This is a genomic window from Stella humosa (genome assembly GCF_006738645.1).
Lineage (GTDB): Bacteria > Pseudomonadota > Alphaproteobacteria > ATCC43930 > Allostellaceae > Allostella > Allostella humosa.
The window spans coordinates 2,732,694-2,750,445 of record NZ_AP019700.1; the positions used below are offsets into that span (position 1 = coordinate 2,732,694).

Consider the following 17,752-nt stretch of genomic DNA (forward strand, 5'->3'; position numbering starts at 1 on the left):
GCGCCATGAAGGTCGTCATCTGCGGGGCGGGGCAGGTGGGCAGCAGCATTGCCCGCTACCTGGCCGGGGGCGGCAACAGCGTCACTGTCATCGACCAGTCGGCCGAGCTGATCCAGCGGCTGTCGGATACGCACGACGTGCGCGGCATCGTCGGCCACGCCTCCCACCCCGACGTGCTGGCGGAAGCCGGCGCGGAGGAGGCCGACATGATCATCGCGGTGACCTATGCCGACGAGGTCAACATGGTCGCCTGCGAGGTGGCCCATGCGCTGTTCAACGTGCCGACCAAGATTGCCCGCATCCGCGCCCAGGTCTACCTGAAGCCGCGCTGGCGGACGCTCTTCGCCAACGACCGCCTGCCGATCGACGTGATCATCTCGCCCGAGATCGAGGTCGCCCACGCCATCACCCGTCAGCTCGAGGTGCCGGGCGCCTTCGACGTGCTGTCGATGGCGGGCGGGCTGGTGCGCGTGGTGGGGGTGCGGTGCCTGGCCGACTGCCCGATCGTCAATACGCCGCTGCGCCAGCTCTCGGGCCTGTTCCCGGACCTCAACATCGTCGTGGTCGGGCTGATCCGCGACGGCAAGCCGATCATCCCCGAGCGCGACCAGATGATGTTGGCGGGCGACGAGGTCTATTTCGTGGCCGACACCAAGCACGTCCAGCGCGCGATGCTGGCCTTTGGCCACGAGGAGCAGCCGGGCCGTCGGGTCGTCATCATCGGCGGCGGCAATATCGGCATCTACCTGGCCGAGGAGATCGATGAGCGCTTCCCGCAGGTGTCGATCAAGCTGATCGAGCTGGACAAGGCGCGTGCCGCAGAAGCCAGCCAGCGCCTGAGTGGGGTCGTCGTCTTCAATGGCGACGGGCTGGATACTGAGATCCTGGAAGAGGCCAACGTCGGCACGGCCGAGACGGTGATCGCCGTCACCGACGACGACGAGGTCAACGTCCTGAGCTCGATCCTGTCCAAGCGCATGGGTGCCGAGCGCGTGGTCACGCTCATCAACAAGCCGACTTACGAGCCGCTGGTGACGAACCTCGGCATCGACGCGGTCATCAACCCGCGCACCATCACCGTGTCGCAGATCCTCCAGCATGTCCGCCGCGGCCGCATCCGCGCCGTGCATACGCTGCGCGAGGGCTTCGGCGAGATCATCGAGGCCGAGGCCATGGAGACATCGGCCCTGGTCGGGCGGCCGCTGCGCGAGATCAACCTGCCGGCCGGCATCATCGTCGGCGCGGTCGTGCGCGGCACCACCGTCATCAGCCCGCGCGGCGCCACCGTCATCAAGGCCGACGACCGGGTGGTGCTGATGGCCGCACCCGGCGCCGTGCGCAAGGTCGAGAAGATGTTCGCCGTGCGCCTCGAATATTTCTGATACCCATAGCCATTCCTTCCATCCCACACAGGGTCGCGAGAGGCCGCCATGTCGCGCATCGCCTACGTCAATGGTCAGTACGTTCCCCATCACGAAGCCGCCGTCCATGTCGAGGATCGCGGCTACCAGTTCGCCGACGGCGTCTATGAGGTCGTCGCCATCGCCAAGGGCGCGCTGATCGACGAGGAAGGCCACATGGTGCGGCTGGAACGCTCGCTCGACGAGCTGCGCATCGCCCGGCCGATGAGCCGCGCCGCCCTGGGCCACATCATGCGCGAGGTGGTGCGCCGCAACCGCGTCGTCGACGGCATCATCTACATGCAGCTCACCCGCGGCGTTGCCCCGCGCGACCATGCCTTCCCGGCCAATGCCGAGACCTCGGTCGTGATGACGGCCAAGCGGACCAAGCCCGCCAACCCGGCCTTGATGCGCGACGGGGTGAAGGTCATCACCATTCCCGACATCCGCTGGGAACGCTGCGACATCAAGTCGGTGGCGCTGCTGCCGAACTGCCTGGGCAAGCAGCAGGCACGCGAGGCCGGCGCGCACGAGGCCTGGCAGGTGGACGAGCGCGACGGCATGGTCGAGGGGCTGAACAAGATCGACCTGCTGGAGGCCGAGGACCGCGCGGAGCTGGTCCGCCAGGCCGAGAGGCAGGACGGGCAGGTGGCCTTCTCGGCCATCAGCGGCGAGGGGCTGGACCGTCTGCTGACCCTCATCGACCAGCGGCTGGGTGCCTCGCGCACGCTGCACGACCTGGAACTCGACGTACGCGACGGCGGTGCCATCGCCTGGCTCTACAGCCATGGCGAGGTGATCGAGCGGGCCGACGAGGGGGAGGTGGCGCGCCTGCGCGTCAGCCTCGACCCGGCCGATGTCGCGCGCTTCCGCCAGCGTCACCACCCCTTGCGCATGGTCACCGTGTGATGAAAGTCGACGTCCCCGCTGTAGCCGGCATCATCGCGGCGGTCGCGGCCGAAGAAATCGTGCCGCGCTTTCGCCGCCTGGCGACGGGCGATATCCGCGAGAAGAAGCCGGGTGACCTGGTGACGGTGGCCGACGAGGCGACCGAGCATGCGCTCGACCGCCGCTTCCGCGATCTCATGCCGGGATCGGTCGTGGTCGGCGAGGAGGCGGTCGCCAAGGATGCCGGCATCCTGGCCCGCATCGAGGAAGAGGCGCCGGCCTGGATCATCGACCCGGTCGACGGCACGGCCAACTTCGCGGCCGGCCTGCCGCTTTTCGCGGTCATGGTCTCGCTGGCCTGGAAGGGCCAGGCGATCGCGGCCTGGATCCACGACCCGCTGACCGGCGTGATGGTGACGGCCGAGCGGGGCGAGGGTGCCTGGATGGCAGGCCAGCGCCTGAAGGTCGCCGCCTCCAACGACGTCGCCAGCATGTCGGGTGCGGTCAGCTTCCGCTACGGCAAGCGCCCGTTGATCCGCAAGATCGCCGGCCGCACCGAGCGCGTCGGCTCGGTCTTCCAGCTACGCTGCGCCGGCCAGGAGTACCTGGCCCTGACCCGCGCCCAGAGCCATTTCTCGCTCTATCACCGGCTGATGCCGTGGGACCATGCCGCCGGCCAGTTGATCCACACGGAGGCCGGCGGCGTCAGTGCGCGCCTCGACGGCTCGGCGTACCGCCCGTCGCACCTGGATGGCGGCCTGCTGCTGGCGCCCGACCAGGCCTCCTGGGACGCCATCCACCGCGTGCTGGTGGGAAAGCCGGAGGAACGCGTCTAAAGCGGCAAAGCCTCTGCCGTCCGGCCGGAACGACCAGGACAGCGCGCGAGCCTTAGGCAGACGATGATTCTGGTGGTCGAAGGCATCAGCGCGAGCGGGAAGACGACATGGTGCGGGCAACATGGCGGCGGCAGCGTCGTGCCTGAGCACGGACGCCTGGACGGCGTGCCGGACCGGGGGCGAGATCCTGCGGCGGCGGCCCGGTTCTGGGCGGAACGCAATGTCGATCGCTGGCAAGCGGCGCTCGCCATGGAGAAGGGTGGTCGTGTTGCGGTCTGCGATACCGACCCGCTCAAGCTCCACTATGTCTGGTGCCTCTGGCAGATCGGCGAGGCGGACGAGCGCGACTGGCTTCTCGAACACGAGGCGACGCGCGACACGGTCCGGGACGGGCGGATCGGCTTCGCCGACGCCTATGCTGTCGGCCGGATCGAACCGCAGATTGCCCGCGATCGCGCCCATGCCGATGCGACGCGTCGGCGCCGCAACTTCGAACTGCATGTCCGCCTACAGGTGGCGCTGATGCGCTGGTATGCCGCCATCGACCAGATCATGCCGGGCCGGGTGCAGTTCGGCCTTCCGGCGGCCATGCCGGGTGTGCGTCACCACGCCGAGCGCTGCGACCTAGGCGCGTTCGACCGCGTGATTGCAGCGCTGCCGAAGGACCGGCCGGTCCTTCGGCAAGGCAATGGATAGGAGCCGGCATCCGAGGGGCCCGCACGGCCCCTCGGGACCTGAGCTGCGCGGTCAGCCCTCGCGCTTGATCACCAGCGGCCCGAACGCCTGCATCACCGGCATCATCTCGATGCGGTTCAGGTTGACGTGGGCGGGCAGGGTGGCCGCAAAGAAGATCGTCTCGGCGATGTCCTCGGGCGTCATCGGCTGCACGCCCTTGTAGACGTCCTTGGCCTTGCCCTTGTCGCCCTTGAAGCGGACCTCGGAGAACTCGCTCTCGGCCATGCCGGGCTCCAGGTTGGTAACCCGGATACGGTGGCCATGGACATCCGCGCGCAGGTTCAGCGAGAACTGCTTCACGAAGGCCTTGGTGGCACCATAGACGTTGGCACCGGGATAGGGATAGGTGCCGGCCATCGAGCCGAGATTGATGATGTGGCCGCGGTCGCGGGCAACCATGCCGGGCAGGATCGCCCGGGTGCAGTAGACCAGCCCCTTCACGTTGGTGTCGATCATCGTGTCCCAGTCGGCCAGGTCGGCGGTCTGGGCGGGGCCCAGGCCAAGCGCCAGGCCGGCATTGTTCACCAGCACGTCGACTTCCGCGAAGGCCGCCGGCAGGCCATCGACCGCGGCCTTGACCGCGGCGGCATCCTGCACGTCGAGCGTGAAGGCGTGCACGCGGTCGCCGCCGATCTCGGCCTTCAGCGCCTCGATCCGGTCGGCGCGGCGGCCGGAGATCACGACCTTGGCGCCGGCCTGGGCGAAGCGCTTGGCAGTGGCGGCACCGAAGCCGGAGCTGGCCCCGGTCACGAACACGGTCAGGTTCTTGGCATCAAGCATGACAATCTCCTCTCTGATCAATCGGTTATCGAGATTTCTTCAAGCACCCCGGTGCTTCACCCGCTGCCACAGGGCTTCCATTTCGTCGAGACTGGATTGCTCCGGCGTGCGACCATCGGCCCGGAGCGCGTCCTCGATGCCGCGGAAGCGCCCTTCAAATTTGGAATTGGCTTTCTTTAGTGCCACTTCCGGATCGACATTGAGCTTGCGTGCGAGGTTTACGGCCGAGAACAGCAGGTCGCCGACTTCGTCTGATATTCTTTCGGCGTCGCCAGTGGTGCGCGCCTCGGCGATCTCGGCCATTTCCTCGTCGATCTTCGGCAGCACGGCGTCGGCATCCGGCCAGTCGAAGCCGACGCGGGCCGCACGGCGCTGCAGCTTATCGGCGCGGGCCAGCGCGGGCAGGGCGAGCGGCACCCCGTCCAGGACACTGGTGGCCGCGCGGCCCGCGGCCTCGGCGGCCTTCGCGCGTTCGGCGGCCTTCATTGCTTCCCAGCCGGCGGATGCAGCTTCGCCGCCGAAGATGTGCGGGTGGCGCCGGATCATCTTGTCCGATATCGCATCGGCCACGCCGGCGAAGTCGAAGGCGCCCAGTTCCTCGGCCATGCGGGCGTGGAAGACGACCTGGAACAGGAGATCGCCCAGTTCGTCGCGCAGCGCATCGAGCGCGCCCGGCATGCCGCGGCCATGCTGGTCGATGGCGTCGGCCACCTCGTAGGCTTCCTCGATCGTGTAGGGCGCGATGGTGGCAAAGCTCTGGGCGCGGTCCCATTCGCAGCCGTCCGCCGGATCGCGCAGTCGGGCCATGATGGCGAGGATGCGGGCGAGGGCGACGGCGGCGGGGTCCGGCACGATGGGGTCAGGCGCGGGGCTATCCACGGCACGGCTCCAGCCATCCAAAGATCGCATAATGTATATTATGGGAAATCATGGATGGATCACCAGGCCGTCATGGCCGGGTTCGACGCCGGGCGGCAGCCGGCCGGCCAGGTCGCGGTAATCGAGCAACTCGCACATGTGGGTCAGGATGGCACGCTTGGGCTTCACGCGGGCGATCCAATCGAGCGTCTGTGCCAGGTGCGAATGGGTCGGATGCGGCTCGTCGCGCAGGCAGTCGACGATCCAGACATCGACGCCGGCCAGGACCGTGAACGCGGCTTCGTCCAGGCGCACGACATCGGTCGAGTATGCGACGCGGCCGAAACGGAATCCCAACGTCCGGCTGTAGCCATGGTCCTGGACGAATGGCACGATGTCGATCTCGCCCACACGGAACGGCCCGTCGACCACGGTCGCCTCCAGCGTCGGCTTGTAGTAGTTGGCGGTGCCCGGCTCCAAAGCACGGAACGCATAGTCGAAGCGCCGGCCGAGCTCGCCCAGCGTCGCGGCGTCGCCGAACACCGGGATCGGCCGGCGCATCACGCGGTTCAGCGAGCGCAGGTCGTCCAGGCCGTGCACATGGTCGGCATGGGCATGGGTGAACAGCACCGCGTCCAGCCGCCGCACGTCGGCATCCAGCATCTGCTGGCGGAAATCGGGCGAGGTGTCGACGATCAGGACGGTGTCGCCCTGCTCCACCAGGATCGACACGCGCCGGCGCGTGTTGCGCGGCTCGGCCGGGTCGCAGACGCCCCAGACGCCGCCCACCGTGGGCACGCCACCGGACCCGCCGCAGCCCAGCATCGTCACTTTCATGCCGCTGGAACCGGCCGCTGCGCGCGATCGAACAGGCGGAAGAAGTTCTCGGTCGTCAGCGCCTCCACCTCCGCCACCGACAGGCCGCGTATTCCGGCCAGTTTGGCCGCCGTACTGGCAACGAAGGCCGGTTCGTTGCGCTTGCCCCGATGGGGAATGGGCGCCAGGTACGGCGCATCGGTTTCCACCAACAGGCGGTCGGCCGGCAGGTCGCGGGCGATCTCGCGCAGTTCCTCGGCCTTCTTGAAGGTCAGGATGCCCGAGAAGGAGATGTAGAATCCCAGCTTCACCGCCTCCTCCGCCAGCAGCCGGCCGCTGGAGAAGCAGTGCAGCACGCCCTTCAGCGCCCCGCCATGGCTCTCCTCCTGCAGCACCCGGATCATCTCGTCGTCGGCATCGCGGGAATGGACGATGAGCGGCAGGCCCGTGCGCCGGGCGGCATCGGCATGGACGCGGAACACCGCCTCCTGCCGGTCGCGCGGGCTGTGGTCGTAGAAGAAGTCGAGGCCGCATTCGCCGATGCCGACGACCCGCGGGTGGCGGGCCAGCGCGACCAGGCCGGCGGCATCGATGTCGGCCTCGGTCTCGGCCTCGTGCGGATGGATGCCGACAGAGCACCAGATGTCGGGATAGGCCTCGGCGATCGCCCGCACCTGGTCGAACTCCGACAGCTTGGTGCCGATCGTCAGCATCGTGCCGACGCCGGCCGCCCGTGCCCGGTCGATCACCGCGTCGCGCTCGGCCGCGAAATCCTCGAAGTCGAGGTGGCAGTGGCTGTCGACGAGCATCAGGCCGCTTCGGGCTCGACATGGCGCGGAAACACGCCCTCGGGCTTCGGCAAGGGCGTGCCCGGCACCAGCGCCGCGGACGGGCCGAGATCACCGAAGCCGCGGCGATCGGCCGGCACGCCGAGCTGATCCAGGATCTTGGCCGATGCCTGCGGCATGAAGGGCTGCGTCATCACCGCCACCCGGCGGATCGTCTCGGCCAGGCTGTAGAGGACGGTCGCCCCGCGCGCGGGATCGATCTTGCGCAGGGTCCAGGGCGCCTGCTCGTCGACATAGCGGTTGGCCGCACCAATGACCTCCCAGATCGCCTCCAGCGCGCGGTGGAAGGACTGCTGCTCCAGCAGCTCGCGGACGATCGGCAGCAGTGCCTCGGCCGAGCCCATCAGGCGTTGGTCGGCGTCCTGGAACGGCCCCGGCGTCGGCGTGCGCGCCTCGCAGTTGCGGTTGACCATCGACAGCACGCGCTGGACCAGGTTGCCATAGTCGTTGGCCAGGTCGCCGTTCATGCGGTGGACCATCTGGCGGCCCGAGAAGTCGCCGTCATTGCCGAACGGCACCTCGCGCATCAGGAAGTAGCGCACGGGATCCAGGCCATAGCGGTCGATCAGGTCGTGCGGGTTGACGACGTTGCCCAGCGACTTCGACATCTTCTGGCCTTCGATCGTCCACCAGCCATGGGCAAAGACGCGCCGCGGCGGCTCCAGCCCGGCCGCCATCAGGAAGGCCGGCCAGTAGACGGCGTGGAAGCGCAGGATGTCCTTGCCCACCATGTGCAGCGAGGCCGGCCAGAACCTCTCGAAGGCGTCCGACTTCGTGTCGGGATAGCCGACGGCGGTGATATAGTTGGTCAGCGCGTCCAGCCACACATACATGATGTGGTCGGTATCGTCCGGCACGGGCACGCCCCAGCCGAAGCTGGTGCGCGACACGGACAGGTCGCGCAGGCCCGACTGCACGAAGCTCACCACCTCGTTGCGCCGGCTCTCGGGCGCGATGAAGTCCGGATGGGCCGCATAGTGCTCCAACAGCGGCTGCTGCCACGCCGACAGGCGGAAGAAGTAGCTGGGCTCCTCCACCCACTCGACATCGGCGCCCGTCGGCGCCTTGCCACCGACCAGTTCGCTCTCGGCATAGAAGGCCTCGTCGCGCACCGAATACCAGCCGGCATAGCTGCCGAGATAGATCTGCCCCCTCGCCTTCAGCTCGTTCCAGATCGCCTGCGAGGCCGCGATATGCCGCGGCTCGGTCGTGCGGATGAAGTCGTCGTGCGAGAAGTTCATCGCCGTGGCGAGGTCGCGGAAATTCTGCGAGACCCGGTCGCAGAAGGCCTGCGGGTCGACGCCCGCGGCCTGGGCTGACTTCTCGACCTTCTGGCCATGCTCGTCGGTGCCGGTCAAAAAGCGCACCTGGCGGCCCTCGAGCCGCATGAAGCGCGCCAGCACGTCGCAGGCCAGCGTGGTGTAGGCGTGCCCGATATGGGGCGCGTCGTTCACGTAATAGATGGGCGTCGTTATGTAGTACGGCGCTCCCGTGGACATATGATCACTCCTCGAAGGGTCCGGTCCGGGCGGCGGCGACGCCGGACCGCCGGCTCAACCGGCCGAACGCACGGTCTCGAAGGCCAGAAGGGACGACAGCAGCGCGTGCTTGCGGTCGAGATCGAGACCGTCGGCGCGGGCGAACAGGTCGTTGGTCTTTTCCCACAGCGTCACCCAGCGATCAAGCCGAGCGCCTTCGACAAGGCGCCGGGTTACCGCCAATTCGCCGGCCACCGCCTCCGGCAAGGGTCGGCCGGCGCCCAGCGCCACCACACGCGCCAGCAGGCCCGACAGCAGCTCGCGCGCCAGTGCGAACCCCTCCCCCTCGCCGCGGGTGAAGCGGTCGGCCCAACCCATCAGCGCCGGCAACTCCATGCGCGGCCACTGCCCCAGCAGGTCGAGCAGGTCGCGGTAGGCCTCGACCCCGTCCATGTCGGCCAGCGACACCGCCCGCCCGATCGAGCCCTCGGCCAGTTGCACCAGGGCCGGGACGGCGTCGTCTGCGATCCCGGGACGGATGGCGCGCAGCCCCTCCTCCACGGCTGCCGGCGGCAGCGGCTCCAGCGCCAGCCGGCGGCAGCGCGAGCGGATGGTCGGCAGCAGGCGGCCGGGGCTGTGGCTGGTCAGCAGCAGCAGTGCGTTGCGCGGCGGCTCCTCCAGCACCTTCAGGAGCGCGTTGGCGGCATTGCGGTTCAGGTCGTCGGCGGCATCGACGATCGCCACCCGCCAGCCGCCGCCGGCCGGCGTCAGATGCAGGAAGTGGCCGAGGTCGCGGATGTCGTCGATGACGATCTCCTGCCGCAGCTTCCCCCGGTCGCTGAGGCCGCGGGTGACGACGCGCAGGTCCGGGTGGCCGCCGGCGGCGATGTGGCGGGCGCGCGGCGATTCCACCGCCAAGGTGTCGGGCGGGTCGCCGAAGAGGCCGCCGGCATCGCCGTCGCCGCCCGACAGCACGAAGCGGGCGAAGCGATGGACCAGCGTCGCCTTGCCGACGCCGCGCGGGCCCGTCACCAGCCAGGCATGGGGCATCCGGCCGCTGCGCCAGGCCCGCAGGAAGGCGCGCTCGGCCGGCTCCAGCCCGAACAGGCATGGGCTGGATACGGGCGCGAAGGCGTCGGGCGCGGCCTCGCTCATGCCGGGGGCAGGTCGAAGCGGGTCGCCACCAGGGCGGATATCGCCGCCGCCAGGGCATCGACGCCTTCCCGGGCATCGAGCAGCCGGCAGCGCGCGGGCTCGGCCGCGGCGATGGCCTGGAAGGCCTGGCGCAGGCGCTCGTGGAAGGCGGGCTCGCGCAGCTCGAAACGCTGCCGGCCGTCGGCCCGCGCGGCCGTGCGGGCAATGCCGATCTCGACCGGCAGGTCGAGCAGGATGGTCAGGTCCGGCGTCAGCCCGTCCGTGGCGAAGCCGCGCAGCCAAGTGATCGCCGCCGGATCGACCCCGCCGGCGATACCCTGATAGGCCATCGTCGAATCGAAGAAGCGGTCGCAGAGCACCCAGGTCCCCTGCTCCAGCGCTGGCCGGATGGTGCGCTCCACATGGTCGCGCCGGGCGGCCGCCACGAGCAGCGCCTCGGTGCGGGCGTCCCAGCGGTCGACCGCGCCGGTCAGGATCAGCGTGCGGATCGCCTCGGCCCCGGTGGAGCCGCCCGGCTCGCGCGTTCGCAGCAGCGGCACGCCGGCCCCTTCCAGGAAACGCGCCAGGAGGGCGAGCTGGGTCGACTTGCCCGCCCCCTCGCCGCCCTCCAAGGTGATGAAGCGGCCGCGCGCCACCGGGCCGGCGGCCGCGGTCACTTCCCCGTCACGATATGGCTGACGGCGGCCGTCAGGCGGCCGAAGACGTTGCGGCGATCGACGGCCGCACCCGCCACCAGCGGCCCCTCGCCCAGCTTGCGGTCGCCCAGGCGCACCTCCATCGTGCCGATGCGCTGGCCGGCCGCGATCGGGGCCGCGACCGGCCCGTCATAGACGGCGACCGCCTTGATCTGGTCGCGGCTGCGGCGCGGAATGGTGATCTTGATGTCGGCGCCCGCCTGCAGCGGCACGGTCTCGGCCGCCCCCAGCCACACCTCGGCCGTCTCGACCGCTTGGCCGGCGCGGGCCAGCGTGTAGTTCTCCCACTCGCGGAAGGCCCACTCCAGCAGCCGCTCGGACTGCTGCGAGCGGGCGCGCATGGACGGCAGCCCGGTCACCACCATGATCAGGCGGCGACCATCGCGCACGGCCGATGCCGTCAGCCCGTAGCCCGCCTCGTCGGTGTGGCCGGTCTTCAGGCCGTCGGTGCCGGTCGGGCGATAGAGCAGCGGGTTGCGGTTGCCCTGCTTGATGCCGCCATAGGTGAAGTCGCGCTCCGAATAGACGCGGTAGCGCTCGGGGAAGTCGACGATCATGCGCCGGGCCAGGCGCGCCAGGTCGTTGGCCGACATGTAGTGGTCGGGGTGCGGCCAGCCGGTGACGTTGGCGAAGTTGCTGTCGACCAGGCCGATCGACTTGGCCTTCTCGTTCATCAGCTTGACGAAGGCGGCCTCGGACCCGGCCAGCCCCTCGGCCAGCACGAGGCAGGCATCGTTGCCGGACTGGACGATGACGCCGCGGATCAGGTCCTCGACCTTCACCCGCGTGTCGACCTTCACGAACATCTTCGAGCCGCCCATCTCCCAGGCGGTCCGGCTGACCGGCAACTCGTCGGTCAGCGCCAGCTTGCCCTGCCGGATGAGGTCGAACACGACATACATCGTCATGATCTTGCTCATCGAGGCGGGCGGGATGCGGCGGTCGGCCTCCTTGGTATAGAGCACGGCGCCCGTGTCGAAATCGACGACGACGGCGGCCCGGGCGTCGGTCTGGAACTCCTGCGCCCGGGCGGCCGCGGGCTGGAACAGGACGAGTGCCGCGGCCAGGATGGCCGCCGACAGCGAGGCAGGCAGGAAGGCGCGGGCGTTGGTCATTCGACGATGATCCGTGCTTCGGGGTAGCCGGCCTGGGCGATGCGGGCCAATGCCTGGTCGGCTTCTTCGACCGAGCGCAGCGGACCGAGGCGAACGCGGTGGATCGGCGCGCCGCTGACGCCGACGGTGGTGACCTGGACGCGGCCGTTGGCGGCGATCGACTGGCGCACGCGGTCGGCATTGGCGCGCTGCGAGAAGGCGCCGGCCTGGACATAGATCTGGGTCGGGCGCACCGGCTCCACCGTGACGACGCCGGACTGCGGTGCGTCGACCACGGCACGGGGTGGCGGGGCGGACGCGACCAGGACCGGGGCCGGTGCGGATCGCGCCACCGGCACGCCAGGCGGCGGCGCCAGCGGCACCTGCTCGATCGCCATGGCTGGCGGCGGCGCCAGCGGCTGGACGGCCATCGGCACGGATGCGCCTACGATCGCCTGGGCCGGCGGCGGCGTTGTCCCGCCGATAATCGGCACCACCGGCGTGGTCGCATCGATCGGCGGCGCCCCCACCGGCGACAAGCCGATGGGCAGTGCCGGCGGCGGCACCTGCACGGGGCCCGGGACCACGACGGATGCCACGGACACGGCCGACGGGTCCGGCAGGCCCGGCGTGCGCGCCAGCGCCTGGCCGATGGTGGTGGAGCCGCGATAGATCTGCGCCAGTTGCTCGCTTTCGGCCGCCATGATCTCGACCCGGACCTTGGCCGTGCCCTGCCGCTCGAAGCCCAGGAGCTGGGCGCCGCGGCGCGAGATGTCGATGATGCGGTTGCGCGCGAAGGGCCCGCGATCGTTCACGCGCAAGGTCATCGAGCGGCCGTTGTCGAGGTTGGTCACGCGCACGACCGACGGCAGCGGCAGCGTGCGGTGCGCCGCCGTCAGGTCGTTCATGTCGTAGACCTCGCCATTGGCGGTGGCCTTGCCATGGAAATCGGTCCCGTACCAGGAGGCGATGCCGGTCTCCCGGTACTCGTAGTCCTCCTTGGGATAATACCAGGTGCCGAAGATCTGGTAGGGGTTGCCCACCTTGAAGACGCCGCGCGGCGAGCCGGCCTTGGGCCCGCTGGCGACCGGCCCGCCGCCCGTCTCGGGCGTGGCCGCGCAGGCGCCCAGCAGCAGGGCCAGCGCGGTGGCGGCGACCGCCCGGGGGGTGAGCCGCCAGCTCATGGCTGGGCCAGCCGGTCGGCCAGCTCGGACACGGCCAGCGCGAAATAGGTCGAACGGTTCCATCGCAGCAGCACGCGATAGTTCGGGTGGACGAGGAAGGCCGGCCCGGTGCCGTCGCGCTCGGGCAGGACGAGGCCGGCGGTCGAACCGTCCATCGGCAGCGGGCTACCGTCGGCCTGGACGAGGCCGCGGGCGGCCCATTCGGCCATCGGCCGCTGGTCGTCGGCCCCGGCGATGGCGCTGGTGGGCAGGACCATGCCGGCCGGCACCCGCACCTCGCGCCCCCAGCCGCCGGGCGTCCAGCCGGACGAGGATAGGTAGTTGGCGATCGAGGCGAAGACGTCGCTGCGCGTGCCCCAGATGTCGCGCCGGCCGTCGCCGTCATAGTCGACCGCGAAGTTGAGGAAGCTCGATGGCATGAACTGGCTCTGGCCCATGGCCCCGGCCCAGGACCCCAGCATGCCATCGGCCGTGATGTGGCCCTGGTCGAGGATGCGCAGCGCGTTGATCAACTCGCCGCGGAACAGCTCCGCCCGGCGGCCGTCATAGGCGAGCGTGGCCAGCGAAGTCACGACGGGGAAATTGCCGGTGACCCGGCCGTAGCTCGTCTCCACCCCCCACAGGGCGACGATGAAGGGGGCCGGCACGCCGTAGCGCTGCTCGACGGCGGCCAGGAGCTGGCGGTTGTCGGCCAGGAGCTGGCGGCCCTGGTCGATCCGCTGGCGGGCGACGACGCGGGTGCGATAGGTCGCGAACGTCATCGTCCCTTCCGGCTGGCGCCGGTCGAGCTCGATGACGCGGGGGTTCGGCTCCAGCCCGGCCAGCGCGCGGTCGAGCACGCCGGGCGAGATGCCGCCCGCCAGCGCCTCGCGCCGCAGCTCGTCGAGCCAGACCGGGAAAGGCTGCTCGGCCGCGGCGGCCGGTCGCGCCGGCAGGCCGGCCGCGCCCATGACGCCCAGCGCCGGACCGCCCAATGCCAAGCCGGCCGCCAGGATGGCAGCCGCCATACGGCGCGGTGGCGAGCGGGGATTGCAGACCATGGGCACTCTCTGCCACGAAGGTCGAGTCTGGCTCAACGCCCTGGCACGGGGCCACGCAACGGAAAGGAGTCGATCGATGATCGAGGATGGCCGGATCTTCTCGCTCGTCGCCATGCTGGCGCTCCTTTTCTTCCTGTCCGAGCGGATGCTGCCGGCGGGCTCGCCCCTGCGGCGGGTGGCCCGGATCGCGGCCGTGGCCCTGCTCGGGCTGGGCCTGGGGGCGGCGATCCTGTGGAGCATCCTGTGGTTGCTGGGCGGCGGCATGTCAGGGCCGGGCCGCTGACGGGCCGGTGGTCAATGGCCCGGGGAACAGCGTGTCGGTATGGTCGAGCAGGCGGTAGGCCGCCAGCGCCAGCCACTCCTTCACCGCCAGGTGGGTGCGTTCCAGCCCGGCCTTCAGGTTGAACCCGAACGACAGCCCGCCCCGCCCCGTCGTCATGAAGTCCGTCGGGTAGGGCACCACGTCCCAGCCGAGCCGCCGGAAGCAGCCGACTGCGCGCGGCATGTGGAAGGCCGAGGTGACGAGCAGCCAGCGATCGTCGGGACCGGGCGCCGCCACCAGCCGGGCCATGCTGGCGTTCTCGGCCGTGTTGCGGGATTTCTCCTCCAGCAGGATGCGTTCGGGTGCCACGCCGAGGTCGATCAGCATCTGGCGCATGTAGGGCCCCTCGCTGTGCCCCTGGGGCAGCAGTGCCGCCTCCCCGCTGGTGACGAGCACGCGCGCGTCCGGGTGCCGGCGGGCCAGGATGGCGGCCGCCACCAGCCGGTCGCCATACTGCGTCAGCGCCGGGTGCCCGCGCGCGGCCGAGAGGGCGGAATCGATGCTGCCGCCCAGCACGACGATGCCGGCCACCGGCTCGTCGACGCGGTCCAGCCGCGGGAAGCGGTCCTCGAGCGGCGTCAGCAGCCACGCTCCCACCGGCAGCACGGCGATCGCCGCCATGCCAAGCACGCCCAGCGCCAGCAGCCCATGCCCCAGCCGCCGCGCGCCGAGGACGAGCAGCACCCACCCCGCGGCCACGAACAGCAGCAGGAGATTGGCCGGTGCCGTCAGGAACCAGAAGATCTTGCCCAGCGCGAAACTCATCCCCGCGCCATGATTGCCGCAAAGCCGTGGCGAAACTTGGGCAGACCCGCCCCCTATCGCGCAGTGGACGCCCCTGCCCCCGCCATCGTATCAGTCGCGCGGCCGCGCGCAGGATGGGTGGCAGAGCGGTTTAATGCACCGGTCTTGAAAACCGGCGGGCGGCAACGCCTCGTGGGTTCGAATCCCACCCCATCCGCCAGCGACCCGTCCACCACCGTCCACAGATGTTGCGGAAACGCCCCGGAAATGGGGCTTTTTTCGTATCTGACTGTCCACGTCCATCCACGCTTGACCGCCTCAATCCATGTCTCCTTGATGGGCAAGATGTTGGGCAGGAAAGTTCGACGGACGAAAAATACCGAAGTGTATCGCGCCCCTGTCGGCCCGCAAGGTCGACCGATCTGGACGGTCCAATTGACGGTCCCGCCCCCTCATAACTACGCTAACGCCCGATCGGCGGTGGTCGAGGTGGTCCGATAGTCAAACACGCCCCGGCGTGCTTGCGCGACCCTTCCTGAGAGGCTCGTTCACATGGACACGACGAGTGGCGACTCGATCGTCGGCACGCTGATCCGACGGCCGACGCTCCGCCTGTGGAACGTCGCCTCGGGCGAGATCGTCGGCACGCCGATGACGGTCACCTACTCCTTCATGACCCGGCGTCCCGACTATGCCATCGGCAGCTTCGGCGAATTCCCCGACAGCCTGAAGGAAGCCACGCGCGATATCCTCAATCACTACGAAGCGGTATCGAACCTGCACTTCGTCGAGGTTGATGATTCCGGCGCCGGCGGCCTGATCCGCCTGGGCTTGGGCGATGACCTTACGCCGGGCTCCCTCGGCCGGGCCAACTACCCGCGCCTGAGCTATGTCAGCGCCAACGACGTGTGGCCCGAGTTGGAGAGCGGCGGCGACGTATGGCTCGATGCGCGCCAGCAGATCGTCTACTGGCCGATTTCGCCGGGCGGTCCGGTCTACGGGACGCTGCTACATGAGATCGGCCATGCGGTAGGGCTGGCCCATCCGGGCAACTACAACAACGGAACGAGGAGCCCGCCGCCACCGCCTTACCTGCCACCGGAGTTGGACAACTGGGACAACACCGTCATGTCCTACTACCCCAGCGCCGACGCCACCGGATGGCCGGTGGTGCTGGGTCCCTTCGACGTCCGGGCGCTGCAGTATGCGTATGGCCTGTCGGAACCGGGGACGATCGGCAACATGACCTACGGCAGCGACTCCCCCGACACGATCGTGGGCACCGAGAACACCGACTGGGTCCATGGTCAGGGCGGCGACGACGCCCTCCTGCTCGGAGCGGGCGATGACGGCGCGCGCGGCGTCGGCGGCGACGATCTGATCCTGGGCGAGGCCGGGGCGGATACGCTGCGCGGCAACGAAGGCGCCGACCTAATCCTGGGCGGCGATGACAATGATTCCATCAACGGCGACGAGGATGGTGACGACGTCAACGGCAACCGTGGCCAGGACACGGTCCTGGGCGGCTCCGGCGCCGACTTCGTCCGTGGCGGCCAGGACGACGACCTGGTCGACGGCGGCGAGGGTGACGACTGGCATGTCAATGGCAACATCGGCAACGACAGCGTCTATGGCGGTATCGGCAACGATGGCGTCTTTGGCGGGCCGGGACAGGACAGCCTGTATGGCGAGGACGGCAACGACACGCTGTCCGGCGATCTGGAGAACGATATGCTGTTCGGCGGCCCAGGTGCGGACATGTTCGTCATCCACTCGAACGGCGGGTGGGACGTCATCCACGACTTCAATCGGTCGCAGGGCGACAAGATCGTGATCCAGGCCGACATCAACGGCACCGGCGTGTTCACGAGCCAGCAGGCCCTCGCCTTGGCTACGACCGGCGGCGGAGGTGCGGCGCTCCTCGATGTCGGCAACGGCCATAAGCTGGAGATCCTGGGGGTGACGCCGGCCCAACTGCTGGCCGACGACTTCCTGATCATGTAGCCGCCGTGACACCTGAGGCGATCAAAGCGTGGCGGCGCCGCCTTGGCCTATCGCAGGTCAGGGCGGCGGCCGCCCTTGGCGGCTCCGACCGGGCCGCGCTGGCCTGGAGAAAGGCGACGCACCGATCGACCGGCGGACCGAACTCGCCACCCACCACCTCGAAGAACACCCGGAGGAACTGCGGCCGGAATGACGTCGCCGGCATCCTGCATCGGGCGGACTTGACGGCGCTGGAGCGTGATCCGCAGCGGCTCCGCGAACCGGATGTCATCTGCTCCGTAGGCTGGACGGATCAGGCCTGGCCCGAGGTCAGGACGCGTTCGATATAGGGCTCGAGCAGGCGCAGCGCTTCTCGCTCGATCGCACCGGTTTCCAGCCAGTTCGGCGTTTCGACGACGGCTCGGTGGCTGAGCGCTTCGATGCACGTCTCGAGGACCAAGGCGGTGATCCGCACCTGGGCGTGGGGGAGATGGGGCGCGCGCCGTCCCAGGTCGGCCTCGATCCTTCGTTGCAGCACAGAACTGATGTCTAGCGAGGCGGCCAGATCGCCGATCCTTGGGACCTGTTCCACCAGCACCTTGTGCAGCGCAGGGTCCACCCGGTGTGCGTCCAGGCCGGCGCGGATCAAGCCGGCGACGATGGATTTCGGCGTCTCGTCGCCGGGCAGGCTCAGCACTGCATCGACCCGCGCCATCAGTTCCTCGACATGCGCCGCCGCCAGGGCGGCGACCAGCGCCTCCTTGTTCGGGAAATATTCGTAGAGCGAACCGATGCTGACCCCCGCCTTCTCGGCGACGAGGTTGGTGGTGGTTCGATCATAGCCATGGCTCATCAAAACCTGAGCGGTCGCTTGAAGGATCGTCGCCACCATCCGC

General features: G+C 69.4%; 18 protein-coding genes and 1 tRNA gene. 7 read left to right on the forward strand and 12 right to left on the reverse strand.

The genetic code is table 11. The features are described 5' to 3' along the window. Nucleotides 1–5 precede the first annotated feature (5 nt). The 4 genes from trkA to STVA_RS12810 all read left to right on the forward strand — a co-directional run bounded on the left by trkA (nucleotide 6) and on the right by STVA_RS12810 (nucleotide 3,820). The gene (trkA, locus tag STVA_RS12795) at nucleotides 6–1,382 is read left to right on the forward strand and encodes a Trk system potassium transporter TrkA (RefSeq protein WP_123688320.1); all 1,377 of its coding nucleotides are present in this window, start codon (nucleotides 6–8) and stop codon (nucleotides 1,380–1,382) included. A 48-nt stretch (nucleotides 1,383–1,430) separates the two neighbouring features. After that, nucleotides 1,431–2,309 carry an aminotransferase class IV gene (locus STVA_RS12800; protein WP_123688321.1) on the forward strand — a complete coding sequence of 293 codons (879 nt, stop codon included), beginning with the start codon at nucleotides 1,431–1,433 and terminating at the stop codon, nucleotides 2,307–2,309. After that, entirely contained in the window at nucleotides 2,309–3,124 is an 816-nt protein-coding gene (locus STVA_RS12805; RefSeq protein ID WP_123688322.1) for an inositol monophosphatase family protein, read from the forward strand. The genes STVA_RS12800 and STVA_RS12805 overlap by 1 nt, the downstream gene beginning before the upstream one ends. A 63-nt stretch (nucleotides 3,125–3,187) precedes the next feature. Continuing rightward, nucleotides 3,188–3,820, forward strand: a complete 633-nt coding sequence (locus STVA_RS12810; RefSeq protein ID WP_123688323.1) for a hypothetical protein — start codon at nucleotides 3,188–3,190, stop codon at nucleotides 3,818–3,820. 51 nt (nucleotides 3,821–3,871) lie between these two features. Here the strand turns inward: STVA_RS12810 and STVA_RS12815 are convergent, their stop codons facing one another. The 10 genes from STVA_RS12815 to STVA_RS12860 form a co-directional block, all read right to left on the reverse strand. Then, nucleotides 3,872–4,639: an SDR family oxidoreductase gene (locus tag STVA_RS12815; RefSeq protein ID WP_170216317.1), complete on the reverse strand. Its 768-nt coding sequence runs from the start codon at nucleotides 4,637–4,639 to the stop codon at nucleotides 3,872–3,874. Nucleotides 4,640–4,678: 39 nt separating this feature from the next. After that, entirely contained in the window at nucleotides 4,679–5,446 is a 768-nt protein-coding gene (mazG, locus tag STVA_RS12820; protein ID WP_245978235.1) for a nucleoside triphosphate pyrophosphohydrolase, read from the reverse strand. 120 nt (nucleotides 5,447–5,566) lie between these two features. After that, nucleotides 5,567–6,334 (reverse strand): MBL fold metallo-hydrolase, encoded by a 768-nt coding sequence (locus STVA_RS12825; RefSeq protein ID WP_123688325.1) that lies wholly within the window; start codon nucleotides 6,332–6,334, stop codon nucleotides 5,567–5,569. Next, nucleotides 6,331–7,122 carry a TatD family hydrolase gene (locus STVA_RS12830; protein ID WP_123688326.1) on the reverse strand — a complete coding sequence of 264 codons (792 nt, stop codon included), beginning with the start codon at nucleotides 7,120–7,122 and terminating at the stop codon, nucleotides 6,331–6,333. Before STVA_RS12830 ends, STVA_RS12825 begins: the two co-directional genes overlap by 4 nt. Next, nucleotides 7,122–8,660: a methionine--tRNA ligase gene (gene metG / locus STVA_RS12835; RefSeq protein ID WP_123688327.1), complete on the reverse strand. Its 1,539-nt coding sequence runs from the start codon at nucleotides 8,658–8,660 to the stop codon at nucleotides 7,122–7,124. Before metG ends, STVA_RS12830 begins: the two co-directional genes overlap by 1 nt. 54 nt (nucleotides 8,661–8,714) lie before the next feature. Further along, the gene (locus tag STVA_RS12840) at nucleotides 8,715–9,794 is read right to left on the reverse strand and encodes a DNA polymerase III subunit delta' (protein WP_123688328.1); all 1,080 of its coding nucleotides are present in this window, start codon (nucleotides 9,792–9,794) and stop codon (nucleotides 8,715–8,717) included. Further along, nucleotides 9,791–10,450, reverse strand: coding sequence for a dTMP kinase (tmk, locus tag STVA_RS12845; protein ID WP_245978186.1), 660 nt, complete (start codon nucleotides 10,448–10,450; stop codon nucleotides 9,791–9,793). The genes STVA_RS12840 and tmk overlap by 4 nt, the downstream gene beginning before the upstream one ends. Next, on the reverse strand, nucleotides 10,447–11,604 hold the full coding sequence (locus tag STVA_RS12850) for a D-alanyl-D-alanine carboxypeptidase family protein (protein ID WP_123688329.1): 1,158 nt from the start codon (nucleotides 11,602–11,604) through the stop codon (nucleotides 10,447–10,449). The genes tmk and STVA_RS12850 overlap by 4 nt, the downstream gene beginning before the upstream one ends. Next, the gene (locus STVA_RS12855) at nucleotides 11,601–12,767 is read right to left on the reverse strand and encodes a septal ring lytic transglycosylase RlpA family protein (RefSeq protein ID WP_123688330.1); all 1,167 of its coding nucleotides are present in this window, start codon (nucleotides 12,765–12,767) and stop codon (nucleotides 11,601–11,603) included. The genes STVA_RS12850 and STVA_RS12855 overlap by 4 nt, the downstream gene beginning before the upstream one ends. Next, a complete protein-coding gene (locus tag STVA_RS12860) occupies nucleotides 12,764–13,807 on the reverse strand; it encodes a lytic murein transglycosylase (RefSeq protein ID WP_245978188.1) in 1,044 nt (347 codons plus the stop codon). The genes STVA_RS12855 and STVA_RS12860 overlap by 4 nt, the downstream gene beginning before the upstream one ends. A 76-nt stretch (nucleotides 13,808–13,883) precedes the next feature. Between STVA_RS12860 and STVA_RS12865 the strand changes: the two genes are divergently transcribed. Further along, nucleotides 13,884–14,090: a hypothetical protein gene (locus tag STVA_RS12865; protein ID WP_123688332.1), complete on the forward strand. Its 207-nt coding sequence runs from the start codon at nucleotides 13,884–13,886 to the stop codon at nucleotides 14,088–14,090. On the opposite strand, the gene STVA_RS12870 is transcribed toward STVA_RS12865, so the two are convergent. Beyond that, nucleotides 14,073–14,894 (reverse strand): YdcF family protein, encoded by an 822-nt coding sequence (locus STVA_RS12870; RefSeq protein WP_123688333.1) that lies wholly within the window; start codon nucleotides 14,892–14,894, stop codon nucleotides 14,073–14,075. The genes STVA_RS12865 and STVA_RS12870 overlap by 18 nt on opposite strands. 111 nt (nucleotides 14,895–15,005) lie before the next feature. Here STVA_RS12870 and STVA_RS12875 point away from each other — a divergent pair. Both STVA_RS12875 and STVA_RS12880 read left to right on the forward strand, forming a co-directional pair. Next, nucleotides 15,006–15,093 (forward strand) — tRNA-Ser (locus STVA_RS12875). Nucleotides 15,094–15,425: 332 nt separating this feature from the next. After that, nucleotides 15,426–16,877 carry a hypothetical protein gene (locus tag STVA_RS12880; protein ID WP_123688334.1) on the forward strand — a complete coding sequence of 484 codons (1,452 nt, stop codon included), beginning with the start codon at nucleotides 15,426–15,428 and terminating at the stop codon, nucleotides 16,875–16,877. A 292-nt stretch (nucleotides 16,878–17,169) separates the two neighbouring features. Here the strand turns inward: STVA_RS12880 and STVA_RS12885 are convergent, their stop codons facing one another. Further along, on the reverse strand, nucleotides 17,170–17,748 hold the full coding sequence (locus tag STVA_RS12885) for a TetR/AcrR family transcriptional regulator (protein ID WP_170216318.1): 579 nt from the start codon (nucleotides 17,746–17,748) through the stop codon (nucleotides 17,170–17,172). Nucleotides 17,749–17,752: the final 4 nt, after the last annotated feature.